This is a genomic window from Rhizobium sp. WYCCWR10014, assembly GCF_001657485.1.
GTDB lineage: Bacteria > Pseudomonadota > Alphaproteobacteria > Rhizobiales > Rhizobiaceae > Rhizobium.
Window position 1 is genome coordinate 228,280 of record NZ_LXFU01000035.1, and the last position, 21,431, is coordinate 249,710.

Genomic DNA, 21,431 nt, shown 5'->3' on the forward strand with positions numbered 1-21,431 from the left:
TCTATACTAGTTAAAGCTAAAAAGCTCTATTTCCAAAGCGATATGATCGAAGCAGGAGGCCGGGTGTGGCTCAACACAACAAAGTTCGTAAAGCAGTATTTCCGGTTGCCGGATTGGGAACGCGATTCCTACCGGCGACAAAGGCTGTTCCGAAGGAAATGTTGACCGTCGTCGACAAGCCAATCATTCAATATGTCGTCGACGAGGCGATCGAGGCGGGGATCGAACATCTGGTCTTCGTCACCGGACGCAACAAGCACGTCATCGAAGATTATTTCGACATTCATTTCGAGCTGGAGCAGACGCTGCGCGAGCGCGCCAAGAAGGCGGAAATTACGCTTCTCGCCCAGCAATTGCCGAAGGCCGGCACGGTGAGCTTCACCCGCCAGCAGGAGCCGCTCGGCCTCGGCCACGCCGTGTGGTGCGCCCGTGAGATCGTCGGCGACGAACCCTTCGCACTGTTGCTGCCCGATATGATCATGAAGGGTGACAAGGGCTGCATGAAGGGCATGATCGACCTCTATGCCCAGAGCGGCGGCAATATCATCGCCGTCGAGGAATGCGCACCGGACCAGGCGCATAAATACGGCATCGTCGGCGTCGGCGAGGCGATCGGCGACGGCTTCCGCATCACCGGCATGGTGGAAAAGCCTGCCAAGGGAACGGCGCCTTCCAACTTCTTCATCAACGGCCGCTATATCCTGCAGCCTGAGATCTTCAAGATCCTCGAAACCCAGGAGCGCGGCGCCGGCAACGAGATCCAGCTCACCGACGGCATGCTGAAGCTGCTGAAGGAACAGGATTTCGCCGGCTACCACTTCCGCGGCGCGACTTACGACTGCGGCGCCAAGGACGGCTTCATCCTGGCAAACGTCGCCTTCGCCCTCGAACGCGCCGATATCCGCCCCACCGTCGAAGGCGGCTTCAGGGAACTGCTGGCCAGCCTGAAATAAGGCGTAGATTCAACGTAATAGAGCGCCGCGTGTCCTAACAGATGCGCGGCGTTCTATTTTGGTCGTCATTCCTAGCGTTTCAGCTTGAGACCGACGCCGGCTCGCCATTGCTGCGAATCGGTGCCTTCCTTGCGCGTCGTCAGCTCGTAGCCGAGCGTGCTGGTCAGATCGAGATAGCGGTTGATGTTCCAGGTCAGGCCGGTCGCGGCGGTATAGACGAGCTCGTCGTTGATGGTGCTGTCCGTGGGATAATCGCGCCATATGACCCCGCCGATCATCGTCCCGACCAGGTTGTCGCGCAGCTGGTGGGTGACCGTCGTCGTCAACGCGTGCGAGACGTAGCCGCTTTCGCCTGCCGTGGTCGAGGGCTGGATGCTCGTCTGCAGGTCGAGATTGACATCGGTGCCGCGGATCGGCGACCAGAGCAGGCTCGCGTCGAGCGTGGCGGTATCGATCGAAGACAGCCGGCTGTCTTCGAAATCCGCCATCTCGTAGCCGACGCCGACTTCACCCTTCAGCTTTTCGCCAAGATCGACCTCGACGCCTGCCTTGGCGCCATAGCTATGGCCGGAACGCTCGTAACCGGCGGAATCGCGGGTTTCATCGTAGACCGAGCGGCCGATCGTCGCCTCGATGAAGGGAATGAGCGCGGGAGACAGCTCGTAGCCGACGCGGCCGCGCAGCGTGCCCGTCGTCTGGTTGCGATCGCTGAGGGCGACGGTAGTGCCGTTCGCAAGCTTCGCATCCGAATAGATCGAGCGGGTCAGTGCCAGTGCCGTCGTGCCGCGCAGGATGCCGAAATCGCGTTGAACGGAGGCGCCGGCCGAAAATTCCTGCACGTCCGACTGCTGCGCGGCGTCGGCGATGGCGTCGGGATCGTCCGTATCTTCACGGTAGAAATTATAGCCGGCGGTCAGGTGCGCGGTCGTCTCGTCGGGAAGATCCAGTCTGAGGTCGCTGTTGACTTTAAAGGAAGGCTGCTCCTCGCCCTCGCCGCTGATATTCCTCTGCCAGGCGCCTTCCGAGGTGACGGTCAGCTGGTGCCGGCCCCAGTCGGAAGTCAGTGTCGCTGCCGCATCCGTTTCGAGAAAGGCGCGCCGCTGCCTGGTATTGCCGTCCTTGGTGGTCTCGGTGTTGATGCTCTGGGTGACGCTCGGGCGAAGCACGAACGTGCCGATCGGGATTCCTGGCGTTTCCTCTGTCGAGGCGCTCTCGGCAGCCCCGCGGCGCGGCAGCGTCTCATCGATCGGCGCCTCGCGGGTGTTCAGCCGGCGTATGTCCTCGTCGAGGATGGAGCCGGTAATGTCGTCGCCTGCTTGCGCATCCGGTATGGCGGGCCGCTGCTGGGCATCGTCGGCGTTCGCGGTCGCGCCGTTTGCCGCAGGCGTGGCGGTATCGTCGGTCTCGTCATCGAAACCGGCGGCGGATGCGGCATCGTTGGTGGCGCGATTATCCTGAGAGGCGGCGGAGCGGCCGTTTGCCGGCTGCGGCGAGGCGGACTGCGCGAAGGCTGCCGTCTGGCTGAGAAGCAGGGTACCCAGCACGGCAAAAGAGACGGCACGGCTCATGGCGCGGAGCGGCGTCACACTGCTCGTCTGTTTTGGCTGGCCCATGCAATTTCGCGCCTGACATGCTTTCGGTTCTTACCCAAAGGTAAAGCCTTGTGGTTAACCATTCGTTGCCGGCGGCGGGCGCTGTTCACAATTCGGAAAGAGTGCGGGTCGGAAAGAGCGCGGGGTGGACTTGGAAAGTGAAAAGGTCTAACGCAATTTCATGAACAGAAGAGCGATCAACCTCGTTGAAAACAGCGTGCTCGAATCGGCAAAACGCACCATAGAGACCGAAAGACGCGGTCTTGAAGCGCTCGAACAGGCTTTTGACAATGGATTGGCCGGTCCTTTCACGCGGGCCGTCGAAGTCATCGGCGACATCTCCGGACGTGTGATCGTCACCGGCGTTGGCAAGAGCGGGCATATCGGCGCCAAGCTCGCGGCAACATTCGCTTCGACGGGAACGCCCGCCTTTTTCGTGCATGCGGCGGAGGCCAATCACGGCGATCTCGGGATGATCGCGCGCGATGACGTCGTGCTGGCGATTTCCAAAGGCGGCGAGAGCGCCGAGCTCAAGAGCATCATTTCCTTCACGCGGCGCTTCTCAATTCCGTTGATCGCGATAACCTGCAGCGAAGGCTCCTCGCTCGCGGCCGCCGCCGATATCGTCCTCCTGATGCCGAACGAACAGGAGGCCTGCCCCAATGGGCTGGCGCCGACGACCTCGACACTGATGCAGCTTGCAATCGGCGACGCGCTGGCGGTGGCGCTTTTGGAGGCGCGCGGCTTTACCGCCACGGATTTCCACGTCTTCCATCCGGGCGGCAAGCTGGGCGCGAGCCTGATGCATGTCGGCGATGTCATGCATACCGGCGAGCGGCTGCCGCTCGTTGCCAAGGGTACACCGATGCCGGAGGCGATTACGGTGCTGTCGCGCAAGCATTTCGGCTGCGTCGGCGTGCTTGATGAGGATGGGCGGCTCTGCGGCATCGTCACCGAAGGCGACATGGCGCGCAATCTGACGCGCAATCTCTCTGAACTTGCCGTCGACGACATCATGACGCGGACGCCGAAGACGGTGAAGCAGACGGTGCTCGCGACCGCGGCCCTGGCGCTGCTCAACCAGCATCACATCGGCGCGCTGATCGTCATCGACGACGACCGCCGGCCCGTCGGGCTGGTGCATTTCCACGACCTGTTGCGGATCGGCGTCGCCTGATCAGCTTCGTCTGATCAAAGTTATTTGATCAGACGGGCTCGACCGTCAGGTCGCGGCCGTTGCTCGAAACCACTTTCACCTGCGTTCCGACGGGCAGGTCCGGTCCCATCACCTGCCATAGCGTATCGTCAAGACGGATGCGACCGCGGCCTTCGCGGATCGGTTCGTGCAGCGTCGCTGTGCGGCCGACGAGGCTGGCGCCGCGCTGGTTGAGGAAGGGCTCGTCGGTCGTCGCATTGCGCAGCGTCAGCCGGCGGCCGGCGAAGGTCGTGGCAACGGCGAGAAGCGCAAAAAGGATCGCCTGCAACTCCCAGACCCAGAAGGCGCTGTCCCAGAAGAGCAGCGATAGCGCGCCGACGATCAAGGCGGCAAGGCCGATCCAGACCAGGAAGAAGCCGGGAACGATCATCTCAGCGGCAAGCAGCACGAGGCCAGCGACCCACCAACTCCACGGACCGAGTTCGGCGACGATCTTCGCCAGCATGGCTTAGCGCTCCTGCTCGGGATTGAAAGGATTGGGGGTCGACGGATTGATCGGCGGCGTCGAGCGCGCCGGTGCGGGGCGTGGACGCGGCGGTACCGGCAGCGGCGTTGACGGGCTGTTGCCGGCATCGCCGAAGACTTCGCGGGCAATGGCGCCGATACCACCGAGCGAGCTCAGGATGGAAGAGGCTTCCATCGGCATCATCACGATCTTGGAATTGGGCGCCGAACCGATCGAGGTGAGCGCCTCGGTATATTTCTGGGCGACGAAATAGTTGATCGCCTGAATGTCACCGGCGGCGATGGCTTCAGAGACCATCTTTGTCGCCTTGGCTTCGGCCTCGGCCAAGCGCTCGCGGGCTTCGGCGTTGCGGAAGGCGGCCTCGCGCTGGCCTTCGGCCTGGAGGATGGCGGATTGCTTGGCACCTTCGGCCCTGAGGATCTGCGCGTTGCGCGAGCCTTCGGCCTCCAGCACCTGGGCGCGTTTCTCGCGCTCCGCCTTCATCTGGCGGGCCATCGCATCGACGAGGTCGCGCGGCGGCTGAATGTCCTTGATCTCGACGCGGGTGACCTTGATGCCCCAGGGATGCACGGCCTCGTCGACGACGCGCAGCAGCCGGTCGTTGATCGCATCGCGGTTGGAGAGCAGTTCGTCGAGATCCATCGAACCCATGACCGAGCGGATGTTGGTCATGGTGAGATTGAGGATGGCGTTTTCGAGGTTGGAGACCTGATAGGCAGCCTGGGCGGCGTTCAGCACCTGATAGAACGAGACTGCATCGGCCGAAACTGAGGCATTATCCTTGGTGATCACCTCCTGGGTCGGCACGTTCAGCACCTGCTCCATCACGTTCAACTTGGCGCCGACGCGCTCGATGAAGGGGGTGATGAGGTTGAGGCCTGGCTCCAGCGTGCGGGTATAACGCCCGAAGCGCTCGATCGTATAGCGGTAGCCCTGCGGCACGGTCTTGATCCCGGCAAAGAGCACCAGGATCACGAAGATGACCAGCACGATCACGACGATGTCGAAGCCGCCGAACAGCATGAAAAATTCCTCCTATCGGCGCATGCGCGCCTGCCTAACTAATGTGGTGAGTTAGCACGTTCTTTGCGAGGAAGAAATGAGGGTGCAACCGCCCGGGCTCCAAGTGAAAAGGAGGTTCCGTTTCGGTTAAGCCATTGGACTGTTATGAGCTACTCGTCCGATGCCGGTTTCTGAAGATGTCTCTCAGACCCAACCCTGCAATTCGCGGCGGACGACCTTTTCCAGCACCTTCATGCCGTCATCGCCGTCGTTGAGGCAGGGAATATGCGCGAATTTCTCGCCGCCATTTTCGTGAAAGGAATGGGCGGCCTGTTCGGCGATCTCCTCCAGCGTCTCCAGACAGTCGGAGACGAAGCCGGGATTGATGACGGCGATGCGCTTGACGCCGTCCTTGGCGAGCTTCTCCACGGTCTTGTCGGTATAGGGCTGCAGCCATTCCTCCGGCCCGAAGCGGGACTGGAAGGTGACCATGAAGTTTTCCTGGGTGAGCCCGAGCCGCTCGCGCAGCAGCCGGCCGGTCTTCTGGCATTGACAGTAATAGGGATCGCCCTGCTTGAAATAGGACATCGGAATGCCGTGGAAGGAGGCGAGCAGCATCTCCGGCTTCCAATCGAGGGTCGAAAGATGCTTTTCGACCGACGCGGCGAGCGCTTCGATATAGGTCTCGTCGTCATGATAGGCGGGAACGGTGCGTAGCGCCGGCTGCCAGCGCATCGAGAGCAGCTTCTGGAAGGCCTTGTCGTTGACGGTGGCGGTCGTCGCCGCCGCATATTGCGGATAGAGTGGGAAGAGCAAGATACGGTCGCAACCCTCTTCTTTCAGCGCGTCGATGCGCGAGGCGATCGACGGCGTGCCGTAGCGCATCGCCCAGTCGACCTTGACGTTATCAAGATCCTTCAGGCGCGCGGCCATCAGCTCCGACTGATTGCGGGTGTAGGTCCGCAGATAACTTTCGTTCCTCTCCTTGTTCCAGATCAGCTCATAGGCCTTACCGACCTTCTGCGGGCGGGTGTTGAGCACGATGCCGAACAGGATCGGATACCACTTCCAGGGCGACCATTCGATAACCCGGCGATCGGTGAGGAATGCCCTGAGATAGCGGCGCATCGAGGTATAATCGGTGCCGTCAGGCGTGCCGAGATTGACCAGCAGAACACCGACCTTGCCAAATTTGACGGCCGGATGGTCGGCCGGGCGGAGTGAAATATCTGCTGTCATTCTAACCCCAAAGCTCTTTCTGTCTCTTCGGCTCATACGCAGCCTGGAGATCATGGTTCACCCTATAGAAACAAAAGCCGGCCCGGGAAACCCCGGACCGGCCAATGGCATCGGGACAAATCGTCTTACTTGGCGGGGACCTCGATCTCCTTGCCGACCGTCAGATGACGCGGGTTCGGCTTGCCGTTGGCATCCGAAAGCTTCCGCCACAGCGTGCCGTCGCCATAGAAGGTCACGGCGAGATCCCAGAAGGTGTCGCCCGCGGCGATGACGTGAGTGGAAGGCGTCGTCGCGGCAGGTGTGGAGGCTGCCGGTGCGGGTGTCGGTTCCGCAGCGGGTGCGGGTGCTGCCGGCGCCGGTGCCGCGGGTGCAGGAGTCGGTTCTGCAGGTGCCGCCGGCGCGGGAGCCGGTGCTGCTGGGGCCGGGGCAGCGGGTGCGGGAGCCGGCTCGGTGGATGGGGCGGGAGCAGCCGGTGCAGGGCTGGGTTCGGCAGAGGGAGCCGGAGCAGGCGCTGCCTGCGCCAGTTCGGTGACGCGTCCATCCGTGTAGGGCTTGTAAGGCGAATGTGCGGCGACATATTCGGTGGTCACGTCGGCAAGGTCTGGACCATAATCATAGGCGTTCTTGCCGTCCTTAAAGATCGCATAGCCGTCGCCGCCACCGCGCATGAAGTTGTTGGTGGCGACCTTGTAGGTCTTGGCCGGGTCGATCGGAGCGAAATTGTCACCGTCATTCACCTGAACGTCGCTGACGCGGTTGCCGACGGGCTTCGACTGGTCGAAGGAGAATTTCAGGCCGGCGACCTGAGGGAAGCGCCCGGCGCCCTGGTCGATCTGGCTGACGCCGTTTTCGAGCGCCTTGACGATGTCTGCGCCGGTCAGCTCAAACGTGGCGAGCGTATTCTGGAAGGGCAAGACGGTGATGACCTCGCCCTGGGTGATCTCGCCACCGTCGATCGAAGCACGCAGGCCGCCGCCGTTCTGAACGGCGATGGTGACGCCCTGGTTCTTGGTGCGATCGAGCATGGCGTCGGCCACCAGATTGCCCATCGAGCATTCCTCGACGCGGCAGACCTTGCGGTCGCCGTCGATCGGGCTTTCGGAAGAGCCGATCACCTTCTTGCGCAATTCCTCGATCGGCTTTGCCAATTCGGCAATGCGGGCAATGACGGCAGGATCGGGCGTGAAGGTGGAATCGATCAGGATCGGATCGCCCTTGGCATCCTTGACGACGCCGCTATCGTCGAAATTGACGACGAGATCGCCGAGATACTTGCTGTAGGAAGCAGCCTGGACGACCGGCACCTTGTAGCCGCCGGGATTGTCGACCATCGTCGGGTAGGGGCCTTCGGCCTTCGGATCGGTGTTGGAGAGCAGGCTGTGGGAATGGCCGCCGACGACGATGTCGACATCCGGGATCTTGGCGATCAGGGCGAGATCGCGGGGGTAACCGACATGGGTCAGCGCGATGATCTTGTTGACGCCCTGGCCCTTCAGATCCTGAACGGCCGCGGTAATCGCCTCAACGTCATCGGCGATCGTGACGTTCGGGCCGGGGGAGGAAAGCTCTGCCGTATCATTGGTGACGGCGCCGACGATGCCGATCTTCTGGCCGCCGACATCGAGCACCAGCGACGGCTTGATGCGGTCGCCGAGCTTGGAGGCGGCTGTCGCCTTGACATTCGCCGTCACGACGGGGAACTGCACCTTGTCGAGGAAAGTCGCAAGCCCGTCCTCGCTGTCGTCGAATTCATGGTTGCCGACGGTCATGGCGTCGAACTTCATCAGGTTCAGGAATTCGGCTTCGGCTGCCCCCTTGTAGGTCGTGTAGAAGAGCGAGCCCTGGAAATTGTCGCCGGCATTGAGGAGGACGACGTTCTTGCCGGATAGCGCCTCACGGCGCTGGTCGATCGCGGTCTTCAGGCGGGCAGCACCACCGAAGCATTCCTTCTTGCCTTCCTCCTCTGCCGAGCAGGTGGAGTCGAACTTGTTGATCGATTCGATGCGCGAATGGAAATCGTTGATATGAAGAATATTGAGTTCGTAATCCGCAAAGGCGGCGCCCGTGCTGAGCGCCAGCATGGACGCGGTCAAAAGACCGAAGCTGAAAGACTTCGTCATCCCTGTTCTCCTGATTGAGGCGAAAGATCCCCCTGATCCTCGCCGATCCTTTTCATTATGCGCCGGGGCGGTTTCCCGGCCTGCGGATGTTCCATCAGACGATGCACGACCGCAAGAGAAAGCTGGGCCAGGCGAGGCGCTTTCCAAGGGGGCAGGGTAAAAAAGCCGGGTTCCTATCCCAGGCATTCGCCGTCGGCGGCGTTTCGATAGAGTTCGTGCACGGCCTCCGCAATATTCGGAACCGTGGCGAGCGCGATGATCAGGCAGAGAAGGGAAACGAGGCGATGAAAGCGCCGGCCGGTCTGATAGGCAAGGAGCGCGCCTGCACCATAGATCAGGACTGCCGGCACGGCGAAGATCAGCACCTGCAGCGGCCCGTCGCAATCGGGAGCGGCGATGCCCTGGGCGCGATAGACATTGGCCGGCGAAACGACCGCAAGTGCCGCAAGCGGCAATGCAAGCAGCAGGATGAGATAAAAGACGAAGGCCCGCATGATCTGCTTAGCCTATCACCTCATTTTTCAGCCGCGGCGGGAAAGCGTGAACTGTGCGCCGGAATCGGAGGTGCAATTGAGTTGGCTCGGGTTGACGAGGGCGCAATTGACCTTGGACTGGGTCTTGCGCACCAGCGAGGTCATGTTGATTTCCACCAGGGTCGGTGAGGTGTTGATATAGGTGCCCGAGGCAAGAAGCTGGTTGCTGTCGGTCGTGCGGGTGGTGAAACTACCGCCCTGGAAGGTGGAAACGATGCCGTTCGGATCGCTCCAGTTGCCTTCGACACCGGTGGCTGCGGGCGCGGCTGCAACCGGCAAGCGACGCGGCTCTGATGAAACGCAGGCGGCAAGAGCGGCCGCTGCACCGACAAGAACGAGACCAGTTCTGATTTTCATAAGGCTTCTCCCGGCGAATCGGCGCGGCGGACAGCCGCCAAGTTCGGGCAAAACATGGCGCGCGCCCGGCATGAAGGCAAGCCTTGCAAGGGCAGCGGGCGGAATTTAGACAGCAGGCGTTACAAAAATGCCCGCCTTGCGGCGGGCATTGTCAACGTCGTGCAGGCGATCTCAGCGAACGAGAATGTTCCTGAACTGCCACGGATCCTTGGTGTCGATATCCTCGGGGAAGAGGCCCGGACGGCCGTCGAGCGGGGTCCAGTCGGTATAGTGGCCCTCGACCGGGCCGAGATAGGGCAGCTGCACTTCGAGGCAGCGCTTGTAATCGATCTCGTCGGCTTCGACGATGCCGGCATTCGGGTTTTCCAGCGCCCAGACCATGCCGGCGAGGACGGCGGAAGTCACCTGCAGGCCGGTGGCGTTCTGGTAGGGCGCGATGCGGCGGGTTTCTTCCAGCGACAGGCGCGAGCCATACCAATAGGCATTCTTCTCATGGCCGTAGAGCAGGACGCCGAGTTCGTCGATGCCGTCCTCCAGCTCGTCCTCGTCGAGAACGTGATGGACCGGCTGCGGCGTGCCGCCATTGCCGAACATCTCATGCAGCGAGAGCACGGCGTCGTTGGCCGGATGGTAGGCATAGTGGCAGGTCGGGCGGAAGGTCACTTCGCCGTCCTTGTCGCGGACCGTGAAAAAGTCGGCGATCGAGATCGACTCATTGTGGGTGACGAGGAAACCATATTGCGGGCCGGGCGTCGGGCACCAGGTGCGCACGCGGGTGTTGGCGCCCGGCTGCTCCAGGTAGATCGCCGCCTTGTTGCCCTTCTTGTGCTTCTTGGCGTTCTTCGGCATCCATTCTTCATGCGTGCCCCAGCCGAGTTCGGCCGGCTGCAGGCCTTCGGAGATGAAGCCTTCGACGGACCAGGTGTTCCAGAAGACGTTGAGCGGCTTCGGATGCTTGGTGCGTTGGGTATCGCGCTCGGCGATGTGGACCCCCTTGACGCCGAGCTTCTTCATGAGCTTTGCCCAGCCTTCGCGATCGTGCTGGTCCGGTTCCTCGAATTTGAGGCCGGTGTCTTTGGCGAGATTTACGAGCGCCTGCTTGACGAACCAGGAGACCATGCCCGGATTGGCGCCGCAGGTGGAGACGGCGGTAGCGCCGCCCGGGTTCTTCGCCTTTTCCTTGCGCATGGTTTCGCGCAGCGCATAGTTGGTGCGGTCGGCATTGCTCATGCCCTTGTCGAAATAGAAGCCGAGCCAGGGCTCGACGACGGTGTCAATATAGGGAACGTCGAGTTTGCGGCAGAGCTTGATGATGTCGAGCGAGGAGGTGTCGACCGAGAGGTTAACGCAGAAACCCTGACCTTCGCCTTCCGTCAGCAGCGGCTTCAGCAGTTCCTTGTAATTGTCCTTGGTGACATATTCCTTGATGTGGCGAACGCCGTGCTTCTTCAGGATCTCTATGTCGGAGGGCTCTTCACGAGGGTCGATGACGACCATCCGGCTTTTGTCGAATTTGAAATGGCGCTCGATCAGGGGCAGTGTGCCGCGGCCGATGGAGCCGAAGCCGATCATCACGATCGGACCGGTAATTTCGGCATATACCGGATAATTCTGTTCCGTCATTCTTTTCTCCTGTGGAAGGGGACGAAGGCGTTCAGCCCGAAGAATTGTTTTGAAATTGCCGCAGAGGGTGCGAGGTGACCGGCTCTAACCATAAAACGACGTCACAATAAAGAGCATTGAGGGGGAAAGGCCAAATATCGGGCGGCGATGGAGGCCGGCGAAGCCGTCCCGGGGGCAGCCAGCGTGGCTTGGCTTAACCGATGACGGTGCCCTGGTGGAAGAGCATGCGCCAGTGCCCGTCCTCTTCCAGCCGCCAGATGGAACTGCGCAGCGTTCGTCTTTCGCTTCCGTCGACGTCGGTGTAAATGGCGCGATAGGTGACGAGCGCGATGTGCTCGGCAAGTCTTTGGGTTTCGAAATGCTCGCCGCGTGACGTTCCCGTCCGACGCTCGGCCAAAAGAGCGGGCACGATCATGTCGAAAGTATAGAGCCGTCCGGAACTGCCGATTTCCCGGAAATCGTGAGAGAGCAGCGTAGTCAGCATCTCGCGCGAGGCGCGAACCGATGGGTCGAAGAGTTTTTCCTCGAGTTCTTTGAGATGGGCGGTGAGATCATCCATGATCGGCTCCTGCAAATTCAGCGCTTCAGGATTTCCAGTCCTTCGACCGCCGTCGTTACGGCAAGCTCGGTGATATCGTATTCGGCGACGCCGTGGAGGGCGAAGGGATCGGCGGCGACATAGGCCTCGATTGCGGTGCGATCGCCGATTGCGAGGATGACGCCGCCAGTGCGCGGCACCTTGCGGCCGGAAGCGAGGAACCAGCCCTTGGCATAACCCTCCTTCACCCAGGCCATGTGCGGCTCCATGTGCCTGTCGGCTTCATCGTTGGGTTTCACATAGGTGAGCGAGAGAATGAACATGGTCAGCTCCTGACGAGGTTTGCGCGGATCAGACCGCGCAGCGAATTGCCGATATAAAGCGTGCCGGCATCGAGATCGGCAAGCGAGATACGGCCGACGCGGGCCTGGCGCCGGCAGATGAGCTCGGTGCGCAGCACGCCGGCGAGCAGGCCGCAGGAGATCGGCGGGGTGCGCAGGATGCTGGTTCCATCGTCCAGGAAGATCGAGGTGATGGTGCCCTCGCAGACTTCGCCGCGTTCGTTCAAAAGCATGACCTCATCGGCCTCATCAGGCCTGTATTCGGCGCGCGCGGCCTCGTAGACGGCGCGGCGCGTGGTCTTGACGCGCAGCAGCCTGTCGGCAGAATTCAGGCGGGTCTCGGCGAGGCGGAGGGTCCAGATGGCATCGGGCGCCAGGGGCGCGAAAGCGGCGCTGGTCACCTCGATCCGGCCTTGTGCGTCGAAGGTCAGGCGGATGCGCAGCGGACCGGCAGCGCCTGCCACGGCTTCGTCGAGCTTGGCCGCTGCCTCGATCGGTTGCGGGAAGCCAAGGCGACGGGCAGAGCGGGAAAGCCGGGCGAGATGCAGCCGCAGGCGGATGAAGCCCTCGCCGGGCTGCCAGCGCAGCGTCTCGATCAGCGAAAAATCGATCATCGTGCAATCCATTGGTCGCCGACAGCGAAGCGGGCCTTGAGCAGGCATTCCTCATATTCTGCCTCGGCGGTCGAATCGAAGACGATGCCGCCGCCGACATTGAAGACGGCCCTGCCGCCGTTAAAAAGCGTGATCGTGCGGATGGCGACGGAAAAACGCATGGCGCCGGTGGGCGAGATCATGCCGATCGCCCCGCAATAGGCGTCGCGCGGGACATCCTCCAGCGCATGGAGGATTTCCATTGCCCGCATCTTCGGGGCGCCGGTGATCGAACCGCAGGGGAAGAGCGCGGAGAAGATGTCGCGGATCGAAAGATCGGGGCGGAGCCTTGCCTGGACATGGCTCACCATCTGGTGGACGGTCGGATAGGTCTCGATGTCGAAGAGCTTCGGGACGTCGAGCGTGCCGACCTCGGTGATGCGGGAGATATCGTTGCGCAGGAGATCGACGATCATGCGGTTTTCCGCCTGCGTCTTGATATCGCGGCGCATGGCTTCGATGATTTCGGCATCCTCGGCGGCGGTAGCGCCGCGTTTCGCCGTGCCCTTCATCGGATGGGTCTCGATCCAGCCTTCTTCATCGGTGCGGAAGAAAAGTTCGGGCGACCGCGAAAGGATGATCGGGCCGCCGAGATCGACCAGCGCGCCGTATTTGACCGGCTGGCGTTCGATCAGCGACCAGAAGGCGGCACGAGGATCGCCGTTCCAGCGAGCCTCGACCGGCATGGTGAGGTTTGCCTGATAGGCGTCGCCGAGCCGCAGGTGCTGGTGGAGACGGTCGAAGCGCTCTTTATATATAGGGAAATCCCAGGCGGCTTTCGGAGCGGTGAGGAATTCCTCGTTTTCGAGGCGCTGTTTTGGCAGGGCAAGCGGATGCGTATCGGCCTGCGGAGCGTCGAACACACCGAAACAGATGAGCGGAGTTTCGCGATGCTCCCCGGCGAAGGGAGCGAGTTTTTCTTCGAAGAGGTATCCGGCCTCATAGGCCATGTAGCCGGCAAGCCATTTGCCTGCGGTCTTGGCCTGCTCCATCCTGATAAGGCCTGCAAAGAACTCGGCGCGCGTCCTGGCAAGGATGATCTCTGCCGGCTCGGCGAAAAGCATCACCTGTCCGGTCGCGTCGTCGCGGAACAGAATATAGGGTTGGGTTTCGGCCATCGGCGTCTTTTCTTGGAGTGCGATCTCCCTGGTCCGCCAGCCGGCGCCTCTCCCTAGCGGGAAGAGGTTTGGCGTGGGGACAGAGCTGATCAGGCCGCTCGATCTAACGCTTCCAACTCGTCGATCAGCCCTTCGATCATCGACAGGCCCTGGCTCCAAAACGACGGATCGGTGGCGTCGAGGCCGAAAGGCTTCAGCAGTTCCGAGTGATGTTTGGTGCCGCCGGCCCTCAGCAGTTCGAAATACTTCTCCTGGAAGCCCTTCTCGGCCTTCTGGTAGACGGCATAGAGCGAATTCACCAGGCAATCGCCGAAGGCATAGGCGTAGACATAGAAGGGCGAGTGGATGAAGTGGGGGATATAGGCCCAATAGGTCTCGTATCCCTCGGAAATGCTGATCGCCGGCCCAAGGCTCTCCGACTGGACGGAGAGCCAGAGTTCGCCGATGTCGTCTGCCGTGAGTTCGCCGGCCTTGCGGGCGGTGTGCAGCTTGCGCTCGAATTCGTAGAAGGCGATCTGGCGCACGACCGTGTTGATCATGTCCTCGACCTTCTGGGCGAGCATCGCCTTACGCTCGCGTGTATCGGTGGTCTTTTGCAGAAGCGCGCGGAAGGTCAGCATCTCGCCGAAGACGGAAGCGGTTTCGGCAAGCGTCAGCGGCGTCTGGCACATCAGCGCGCCTTGTGCGCCGGCGAGAACCTGATGCACGCCATGCCCGAGTTCATGGGCAAGGGTCATCACATCGCGCGGCTTGCCCATATAATTGACGAGCACATAGGGATGGGCGGAGGGAACCGTCGGATGGGCGAAGGCGCCGGGCGCCTTGCCGGCACGAACCGGAGCATCGATCCACTGTTCGTCGAAGAAACGCCTGGCGATATCAGCCATCTCGGGAGCAAAATTGCCATAGGCCGAAAGCACCGTGTCCTTCGCCTCCGGCCAGGAGATGATGGCGCTGGAGGTTTCCGGAAGGGGCGCGTTGCGGTCCCAAAAATTCATCTGCTCTATGCCGAGCCATTTCGCCTTCATCTTGTAGTAGCGATGCGAAAGGCGGGGATAGGCTTCGCGGACGGCTGCGGCCAGCGCATCGACGACCTCGCGCTCGACGCGGTTTGCCAGGTGTCGGCTGTCGGCGATGTCCTCGAAGCCGCGCCAGCGGTCGGCGATCTCCTTGTCCTTGGCAAGCGTGTTGGTAATCAGCGTAAAGGTGCGGATATTCGCCTTGAAGGTTTCGGCGAGCGCCATGGCTGCCTTGCGGCGCACTTCCGGATCCTTTTCCTGCAGCTTGTTCAGCGCCACTTCGAGCGGCACTTTCTCGCCATCGACGTCGTAGCGAAGTTCCGCCATGGTTTCGTCGAAGAGGCGGTTGAAGGCGGCGGCCGATGTCATCGACTTCTCGAGGAAGAGCTGTTCCAGCCTGTCGTCGAGCTGATAGGGCTTGTCCTTCCTGAGGTCGAGCAGCCAAGGGCGATAATGTCCGGCGGCGGGATCGTTCGCCATGCAGGCGTCGATCACCGCGTCGTCGATGCGGTTCAGTTCCAGCGCGAAGAACAGGAGATGGCCGGAAAATTCGGTGATCTTGGCCTGCACGTCGCCGTAGAGCTTCCCGTTTGTCGGATTGGTGGTGTCGGAGAAATAGGTCAGACCGGCAAAGGAGCCGAGACGGCCGATGATGTCGTCCAGCGCCTCATATTCCTTCAACGCTGCGCCGATGCCCTCAGCGCCGGTCTTCGTCGCCGCCTCGGTGAGTGTGCCCTTCCACTTTTCTTCAAAGGCGATCGCGGCCTTGCCGGCCTTTTCCATGTCGGCGACGAAGGCGGTGGAGGTGGCGGAGGGATAAAGATCCTGCAGCTTCCAGACCGGCAGATCGCCGAGCGCCGGGTCGACGGCCCCAGCTGGCACTGCTGCCGATAAAAGAAGGCCGGCGTGCGGGAGCTTGATTTTCATGGCGCAATTCCTCTCCACTTTCATAACAGGTCTGATTGTCTACCGCATCGGCCCGAAAATCGGAATCGATTTTCGGAAAGCACGATGCGTCGATTCAAAGTGTTACAGCGTCCTTTGCGCGTCTGAAGAGACACGCGGCGCTGCAAGCGTGCTAACGCCCCGCATCAAGGGGTTCTCGGCGCATGAAAGGCCTCGCTTCGGCACGAAAACGACCCGTTGCAATCGTTAAAATGCAATTATTTCTCAAAACTGGATGTTCAAGCCTTGCTGTCAGAGTGCGCTTTATGGTTTCGCATGAAGTGAGGCGACAATGACCGGTTACAATGAGCTCAAGGGAGCAGGGCAAATCCTCGTGGTCGAGGACGACCCCGTGCAGCGCCGCCTGCTCAAGAACGCAATCGAGCGTCACGGCCATGTCGTGCACCAGGCGGAAAATGGCCGGATCGGCCTGGAAATGGTCAAACGCGACAGCGGCCTTTTCAACGTCATCGTGCTCGACTTGATGATGCCGGAGATGACCGGCCTCGAATTCCTCGACGCGCTTCACGAATTCGGCACGCAGATCCCCGTCATCGTGCAGACGGGGCAGGGCGGCATCGAAACGGTGGTGCAGGCGATGCGCGCCGGCGCCTTCGATTTCGTCGTCAAGCCGGTCTCGCCCGAACGCATCGCCACTTCGATCTCGAACGCGATGAAGCTCGACCAGCGCGAGGTGAAGGCGCGGGCCGGACGCCGGTCGCGCTCAGGCTCGGTCGGTTTCGACGATATCGTCTCGGCAAGCCCGGCGATGCTCCGCGTCATCGATCTCGCCCAGCGGGCGGCTCAGTCCAACATTCCCGTCGTGCTCGAAGGCGAATCCGGCGTCGGCAAGGAACTGGTGGCGCGCGCCATCCAGTCCGGCGGCGACCGCTCGAACAAGCCCTTCGTCACGGTCAATTGCGGGGCGATCCCGCATAATCTGGTCGAAAGCATTCTCTTCGGTCACGAGAAGGGTGCGTTTACCGGCGCGACCGAGCGTCATATCGGCAAATTCATGGAAGCCGACGGCGGCACCATCTTCCTCGACGAGATCGGCGATCTGCCGCTCGAGGTGCAGGTGAAGCTGCTGCGTGCCGTGCAGCAGGGCGAGATCGAGACCGTCGGTGCACGCACCGCGCACAAGGTCAATGTCCGGCTGATCTCGGCGACCAACAAGGATCTGATCGAGGAGGTCAAGAACGGCCATTTCCGCGAGGATCTCTACTATCGCCTCAACGTCTTCCCGATCACCATTCCGGCGCTGCGCAAACGCAAGGAAGACATTCCGCATCTGGTGCGCGTCTTTGCCGACCGCTTCTCCAGCGAGCAGAAGAGTGGTCGCCGCATGACGGTGAATGCCGGCACGCTGGCTTTGCTGACGGCCTATGACTGGCCGGGCAATATCCGTCAGCTCGAAAACGCGATCTTCCGCGCGGTCGTCCTGGCCGAAGGGCCGGAGCTGACCGAGGCGGATTTCCCGCAGATCGCCGCCCAGCTTCCGGAATATGACGTGGTGGATCATCTGGCGCTCGTTGCCGACAATACCGGCCTCGATCCTGACAATGGCTATGGCGAGGACTTCAGGGCGTCGATGTCCGGAGAGGTGCACCACCGCCTGTCCGAGACCTCGGAAAACGCGATCGCCAGCGTCAATCCAGCCGGAGATGTGCGCAGGCTTGCCGATGTCGAGGAGGAACTCATCCGATTCGCACTCAAATTCTATCGCGGGCAGATGAGTCAAGTAGCGCGCAAGCTCGGCATCGGCCGATCCACACTTTATCGCAAGCTCAAGGACTACGGCATAGACCCCGACAATCCCCAGAAAGATGCGGCTTAAGCGCTTTTCATTAAGATTAAGGCAACCACGTTTTGTTACTAGTCATAAACCACTTGTTAGTGGCGCGTTCACTATGTAAAGAAAAGGTTGATCATGTGTGGCATTTTTGCCATCGTGTGACCGCATTTGACAGTCATCTGAGACAGTACGGGACATTGTCTGTCTGACGGGGATCGAGTTGCCGAATCTGAATGGGAATTCCAAGCCTTCGCGCTTGAGCTGGCGTTTGTTGTGCGCCGACATTTGCGGAAAGGCAATGAGGACGGTAGCGGCCGCCCTTCTTGCGCTCGCGGTTTCCTCACCGGTATTCGTTGGTACGCCTTCGCAAGCAGCGGGCGACACCCGCAGCCTCAAGCTCTATTTCATTCACACCGGCGAAAAAGCCGTCATCACCTACAAGCGTAACGGCAAGTTCGACCCCAAGGGTCTGGAGCAGTTGAACCGCTTCCTGCGTGACTGGCGCAAGAACCAGCCGACGAAGATGGACCCGCGCCTGTTCGACCTGATCTGGGAAGTCTATCGTCAGAGCGGTTCGAGAGATTACATCAACGTCGTCTGCGGCTTCCGTTCGCCGGGGACCAACGAGATGCTGCGCGGCCGCTCGCGCAAGTCCGGCGTCGCCGAAAAGAGCCAGCATATGCTCGGCAAGGCGATGGACTTCTTCATTCCCGACGTCAAGCTGGCGACGTTGCGCGGCATCGGCATGAAGATGCAGGTCGGCGGCGTCGGTTTCTATCCGAAATCGGGCTCGCCCTTCGTGCATATGGATGTCGGCGGCGTTCGCGCCTGGCCGCGTATGAGTCGCGACGAACTCGTCAGGCTTTTCCCCAACGGCAATACCATCCATATTCCGGCCGACGGCAAGCCGCTGCCGGGTTACCAGCAGGCGATGGCCGACTACAAGCGCCGCGGCAGCGGCTCGCAGATCCAGATCGCCAGTGCTTCCGAATCGGCTCCGAAGCATAAGACGCTGTTCGAAGCACTCTTTGGCGGCGGAGCGGACGAGCAGGAAGACGAGTCGGATGATTCCACCCCTGTCGCCGTCGCCAAGGCGACGCCGCCGAAGGCCGAGCCCGCCCCTGCCGAGCCGCAGCAGACCGAAGTCGCCGATCTGAACGCGCCGGTGCCGCAGGTTCGCCCGGCATTCAGCAACCAGCCGGCTGCCAGCGAAGTGGCGAGTGCGCTCGTAGCCCCGCCTTCGGGTAATGCTGCACAGCAAGCTCTTGCGGCGGCCCTTCCGGCCGATCAGGCCCAGCCGCAGCAGTTCGCCGATCTCAGCGCCTACAGCATTCCGGTTCCCTCGCTTCTCGGCCAGCGCCGCGCGCCTGGCGACGCCGAGGTCGCATCGACCGATCCCTTGCTGACGGGCGCGAATGCACTTCCGGTTCCGACGCCGATCGAACGGCCTTCCGTTGCCGAGAACCTTCTTGCCGCGGCCGATGCCGATCCGGAGGCAGACGCCGACGAAGCCGGTCAGGACGCGCTGTCGCCTGCCGTTGCCGATGCACTCGACCAGCAGCGAAACGAGGATGCGGAAAACCAGATCGCGTCGAAGGCGCCGCCGCAGACGGTCGAGCAGGCGATCAACGCCGCGATGACTCAAAAGCCGCCTGCCGCAAAGCCGCCGCTCGAACTCGCCGCCTTGGCGCCGATGACCAAATCGGCAAGCTTTGGGGACGGCTTCGACGAACCGGCTGTCGAAAGTGCCGTGGCGCAGGGGCTTCCTGCCAAGGGTGGTCGCCCGACACATAAGGAAGCCGCGGCAGCGGATGCCAGCCGCACGACGGTGCGCACCGAACCGAAGCTGACGGAAAAGATGATCTCGCAGTGGGCGCTGACCAATGCCCGCCTGGAAATGGCCTCCAAGCAGGTCAAGGCGCCGCGGTTCGTCAGCCAGAAGATGCGCGCCCAGCCGACCGCCGTCTATGCCGAGGGCTTCAACGTCAAGACCGCTTCGGTCGACCCGGCCCGCTTCAGCGGCACGGCTGTGAACTTCATGGAAGTGCGCAAGTTCAACACGAACTGAGCCTGCCGACTACGGAATATCGAAAACCGCCGGAGCGATCCGGCGGTTTTTCTTTTTGCTGTTTCGATGCAGCGAGATGGTCGTTCCGCCTTGCGCGCAAAGAAAAGCCGCCGGGAGGCCGGCGGCTTGTCGACATCGGTAATGCCGGAAGGATCAGCCTTCCGGCGGCGACTCGATCATGCCGAGCGCGAGCAGGTAGGTGTCGAGGATTGCTTCCTCTTCCATGCGCTCCTGCTCGTCCTTCTTGCGCAGCGCCACGACCTTCTTCAGGATCTTGGTATCGAAGCCCATTCCCTTGGCCTCGCCATAGACGTCCTTGATGTCGTCGGCGATGGTCTTCTTTTCTTCTTCCAGCCGTTCAATGCGCTCGATGAAAGCGCGAAGCTGATCGCGGGCGACGCCATGAGCATCAGACATCGTGTTCTCCTGGTTTTTTGGTGATCAATTTTGGATGCCAGTGACTGCCGCGAAGCGGCGTCACGGTCAAGCCTGTTCGCGGCCAGCCAAGCTATTTGTGTGGGTTGTTCAGTTCAAAAGCAGCCTTTTGCACAGGCGAGGCCTCGTTCTGGTGAAGATTCTTCCAGTCCTCATAGGGCATGCCATAGACCATTTCGCGCGATTCGTCCCTGGTAACCGGGACACCTTCGGCCTCGGCGGCTTCGCGATACCAGTTCGACAGGCAGTTGCGGCAGAAGCCGGCCAGATTCATCAGATCGATATTCTGGACGTCGCTGCGTTCGCGAAGATGTGCGACGAGGCGGCGGAAGGCGGCAGCTTCGAATTCAATCTGTTGTTCCTTGCTGAGCGCGGTCATCTCGCTTCCTTTCGTTAAAGTGAGGCCTTTCGTTAAATGGGGCCTGTCGTTCAATAGGGGCCGGTGCGCGACAGATGAACGTCGTATCCGTGCAAGGCGGGATCGGCGTTCATCGCCGCAAAGATCGGCGCCAGGCGTTCGGCCCATGCCGATATACCGGTCTCGTCTCCGATCAGGTCCTGCCGCACCTCGAGCAGCGCGTGCGGAATGCCTGTGATCATGCAATGGCGGTACATGGTATCGCCCTTAAGTGCGCCGTCATAGGGTTCGTTGTCGCCAACGGCGAGATCGGGATCGGCACGCAGCATGTCAAGCAACGGGCCGACGGCGCGATGGTCGCTGTCCCAGAGCACGGCAGCGTGCCAGGGACGGGGAATGCCTTTCCAGGCCGGCGTGAAGGAGTGCAGCGACAGCACCAGCGGCGCCCTGCCGGTGGCATTCGCCACGCTGTCGATCGTTGCGGCCACGGCATCGTGATACGGGCGATGGAAGGTTTCGATGCGGTATTCCCATTCCTGCGGCGTGATCGGATGATTGCCTGATATGACGGCGCCGTCGGAGATCTTCATGATCAGTGTCGGATCGTCTTCGCCGCGATTCGGATCGATCAGCAGGCGCGAAAAGCCGCCGAGCACGGCGGGAACGCCGAGTTTTGCCGAAAGCTGCCGCGTCAGGCCTTCGATACCGATGTCATAGGCGATGTGGCGGGCGAAGGCCGCCTCGGGCAGTCCGAGCCGGCCATATCGCGCGGGAAGGCGGTTCATCGCGTGATCTGCGAGGATCACCATGCCTTTGTCATGTTTGCCGGATAGGATTTCGAAGGATTGGAAGTCGTCCATCAGGGAATTGCCGTTTGTCATTGCGCCGTCGGGCGCAGTGATCGCATGCACCTGCGGCAGGTTCAAGCGCGGCAGGGTGGGAAGAGGTTGCGCCCGACCCTCGACGGGTGGTTATGAAAGGAAATATAATCGATTAGCATTGCGTTGACTTTCGCTTGACGGCGGCGCAAGAAGACACGGATACGAATAACCGTGGAGCT

At 61.5% G+C, this 21,431-nt stretch carries 20 protein-coding genes; 4 read left to right on the top strand and 16 right to left on the bottom strand.

Annotated elements, in window-relative coordinates:
* The first annotated feature begins 65 nt into the window (after positions 1–65).
* A complete protein-coding gene (galU, locus tag A6U98_RS15335) occupies positions 66–953 on the top strand; it encodes a UTP--glucose-1-phosphate uridylyltransferase GalU (RefSeq protein WP_064651104.1) in 888 nt (295 codons plus the stop codon).
* 71 nt (positions 954–1,024) lie between these two features.
* Here galU and A6U98_RS15340 read toward each other — a convergent pair whose 3' ends face one another.
* Complete coding sequence (locus A6U98_RS15340; RefSeq protein ID WP_064651106.1) at positions 1,025–2,566, bottom strand: outer membrane beta-barrel protein; 1,542 nt, start codon at positions 2,564–2,566, stop codon at positions 1,025–1,027.
* Positions 2,567–2,726: 160 nt separating this feature from the next.
* Here A6U98_RS15340 and A6U98_RS15345 point away from each other — a divergent pair, with 160 nt between their 5' ends.
* The gene (locus tag A6U98_RS15345) at positions 2,727–3,722 is read left to right on the top strand and encodes a KpsF/GutQ family sugar-phosphate isomerase (protein WP_064651108.1); all 996 of its coding nucleotides are present in this window, start codon (positions 2,727–2,729) and stop codon (positions 3,720–3,722) included.
* Between the two features lie 28 nt (positions 3,723–3,750).
* Here the strand turns inward: A6U98_RS15345 and A6U98_RS15350 are convergent, their stop codons facing one another.
* From A6U98_RS15350 to A6U98_RS15405, 12 genes are all read right to left on the bottom strand, one after another.
* Positions 3,751–4,206, bottom strand: coding sequence for an NfeD family protein (locus A6U98_RS15350; protein WP_003542867.1), 456 nt, complete (start codon positions 4,204–4,206; stop codon positions 3,751–3,753).
* Between the two features lie 3 nt (positions 4,207–4,209).
* Positions 4,210–5,250, bottom strand: coding sequence for an SPFH domain-containing protein (locus A6U98_RS15355; RefSeq protein ID WP_011653489.1), 1,041 nt, complete (start codon positions 5,248–5,250; stop codon positions 4,210–4,212).
* Positions 5,251–5,433: 183 nt separating this feature from the next.
* Positions 5,434–6,468, bottom strand: coding sequence for a ferrochelatase (gene hemH, locus A6U98_RS15360; RefSeq protein ID WP_064651110.1), 1,035 nt, complete (start codon positions 6,466–6,468; stop codon positions 5,434–5,436).
* A gap of 125 nt (positions 6,469–6,593) precedes the next feature.
* Positions 6,594–8,588: a bifunctional UDP-sugar hydrolase/5'-nucleotidase gene (locus tag A6U98_RS15365; RefSeq protein WP_064651111.1), complete on the bottom strand. Its 1,995-nt coding sequence runs from the start codon at positions 8,586–8,588 to the stop codon at positions 6,594–6,596.
* A 173-nt stretch (positions 8,589–8,761) separates the two neighbouring features.
* Complete coding sequence (locus A6U98_RS15370; protein WP_064651113.1) at positions 8,762–9,082, bottom strand: hypothetical protein; 321 nt, start codon at positions 9,080–9,082, stop codon at positions 8,762–8,764.
* A 27-nt stretch (positions 9,083–9,109) separates the two neighbouring features.
* Positions 9,110–9,478 (bottom strand): outer membrane lipoprotein Omp10, encoded by a 369-nt coding sequence (omp10, locus tag A6U98_RS15375; protein WP_064651115.1) that lies wholly within the window; start codon positions 9,476–9,478, stop codon positions 9,110–9,112.
* Between the two features lie 171 nt (positions 9,479–9,649).
* Entirely contained in the window at positions 9,650–11,101 is a 1,452-nt protein-coding gene (locus A6U98_RS15380; RefSeq protein WP_064651117.1) for a homospermidine synthase, read from the bottom strand.
* A 193-nt stretch (positions 11,102–11,294) separates the two neighbouring features.
* Positions 11,295–11,660, bottom strand: a complete 366-nt coding sequence (locus A6U98_RS15385; RefSeq protein ID WP_064651387.1) for a DUF4440 domain-containing protein — start codon at positions 11,658–11,660, stop codon at positions 11,295–11,297.
* A gap of 17 nt (positions 11,661–11,677) precedes the next feature.
* Complete coding sequence (locus A6U98_RS15390) at positions 11,678–11,962, bottom strand: YciI family protein (protein WP_064651119.1); 285 nt, start codon at positions 11,960–11,962, stop codon at positions 11,678–11,680.
* Positions 11,963–11,964: 2 nt separating this feature from the next.
* Positions 11,965–12,594: an aminotransferase class IV family protein gene (locus tag A6U98_RS15395; protein ID WP_064651121.1), complete on the bottom strand. Its 630-nt coding sequence runs from the start codon at positions 12,592–12,594 to the stop codon at positions 11,965–11,967.
* A complete protein-coding gene (locus tag A6U98_RS15400) occupies positions 12,591–13,751 on the bottom strand; it encodes an aminodeoxychorismate synthase component I (protein WP_064651123.1) in 1,161 nt (386 codons plus the stop codon). The genes A6U98_RS15395 and A6U98_RS15400 overlap by 4 nt, the downstream gene beginning before the upstream one ends.
* A gap of 89 nt (positions 13,752–13,840) precedes the next feature.
* Positions 13,841–15,697: a M3 family oligoendopeptidase gene (locus A6U98_RS15405; RefSeq protein ID WP_064651125.1), complete on the bottom strand. Its 1,857-nt coding sequence runs from the start codon at positions 15,695–15,697 to the stop codon at positions 13,841–13,843.
* Positions 15,698–16,007: 310 nt separating this feature from the next.
* On the opposite strand from A6U98_RS15405, the gene A6U98_RS15410 reads away from it, so the two are divergent.
* Entirely contained in the window at positions 16,008–17,552 is a 1,545-nt protein-coding gene (locus A6U98_RS15410) for a sigma-54 dependent transcriptional regulator (RefSeq protein ID WP_064651127.1), read from the top strand.
* 178 nt (positions 17,553–17,730) lie between these two features.
* A complete protein-coding gene (locus A6U98_RS15415; RefSeq protein WP_064651129.1) occupies positions 17,731–19,578 on the top strand; it encodes a DUF882 domain-containing protein in 1,848 nt (615 codons plus the stop codon).
* 153 nt (positions 19,579–19,731) lie between these two features.
* On the opposite strand, the gene A6U98_RS15420 is transcribed toward A6U98_RS15415, so the two are convergent.
* The 3 genes from A6U98_RS15420 to A6U98_RS15430 all read right to left on the bottom strand — a co-directional run bounded on the left by A6U98_RS15420 (position 19,732) and on the right by A6U98_RS15430 (position 21,231).
* Positions 19,732–19,995, bottom strand: coding sequence for a DUF2312 domain-containing protein (locus tag A6U98_RS15420; protein WP_003542853.1), 264 nt, complete (start codon positions 19,993–19,995; stop codon positions 19,732–19,734).
* Between the two features lie 91 nt (positions 19,996–20,086).
* Positions 20,087–20,392 carry a DUF1244 domain-containing protein gene (locus A6U98_RS15425; RefSeq protein WP_064651131.1) on the bottom strand — a complete coding sequence of 102 codons (306 nt, stop codon included), beginning with the start codon at positions 20,390–20,392 and terminating at the stop codon, positions 20,087–20,089.
* Positions 20,393–20,442: 50 nt separating this feature from the next.
* Positions 20,443–21,231: an N-formylglutamate amidohydrolase gene (locus A6U98_RS15430; RefSeq protein ID WP_064651389.1), complete on the bottom strand. Its 789-nt coding sequence runs from the start codon at positions 21,229–21,231 to the stop codon at positions 20,443–20,445.
* Between the last annotated feature and the right edge of the window lie 200 nt (positions 21,232–21,431).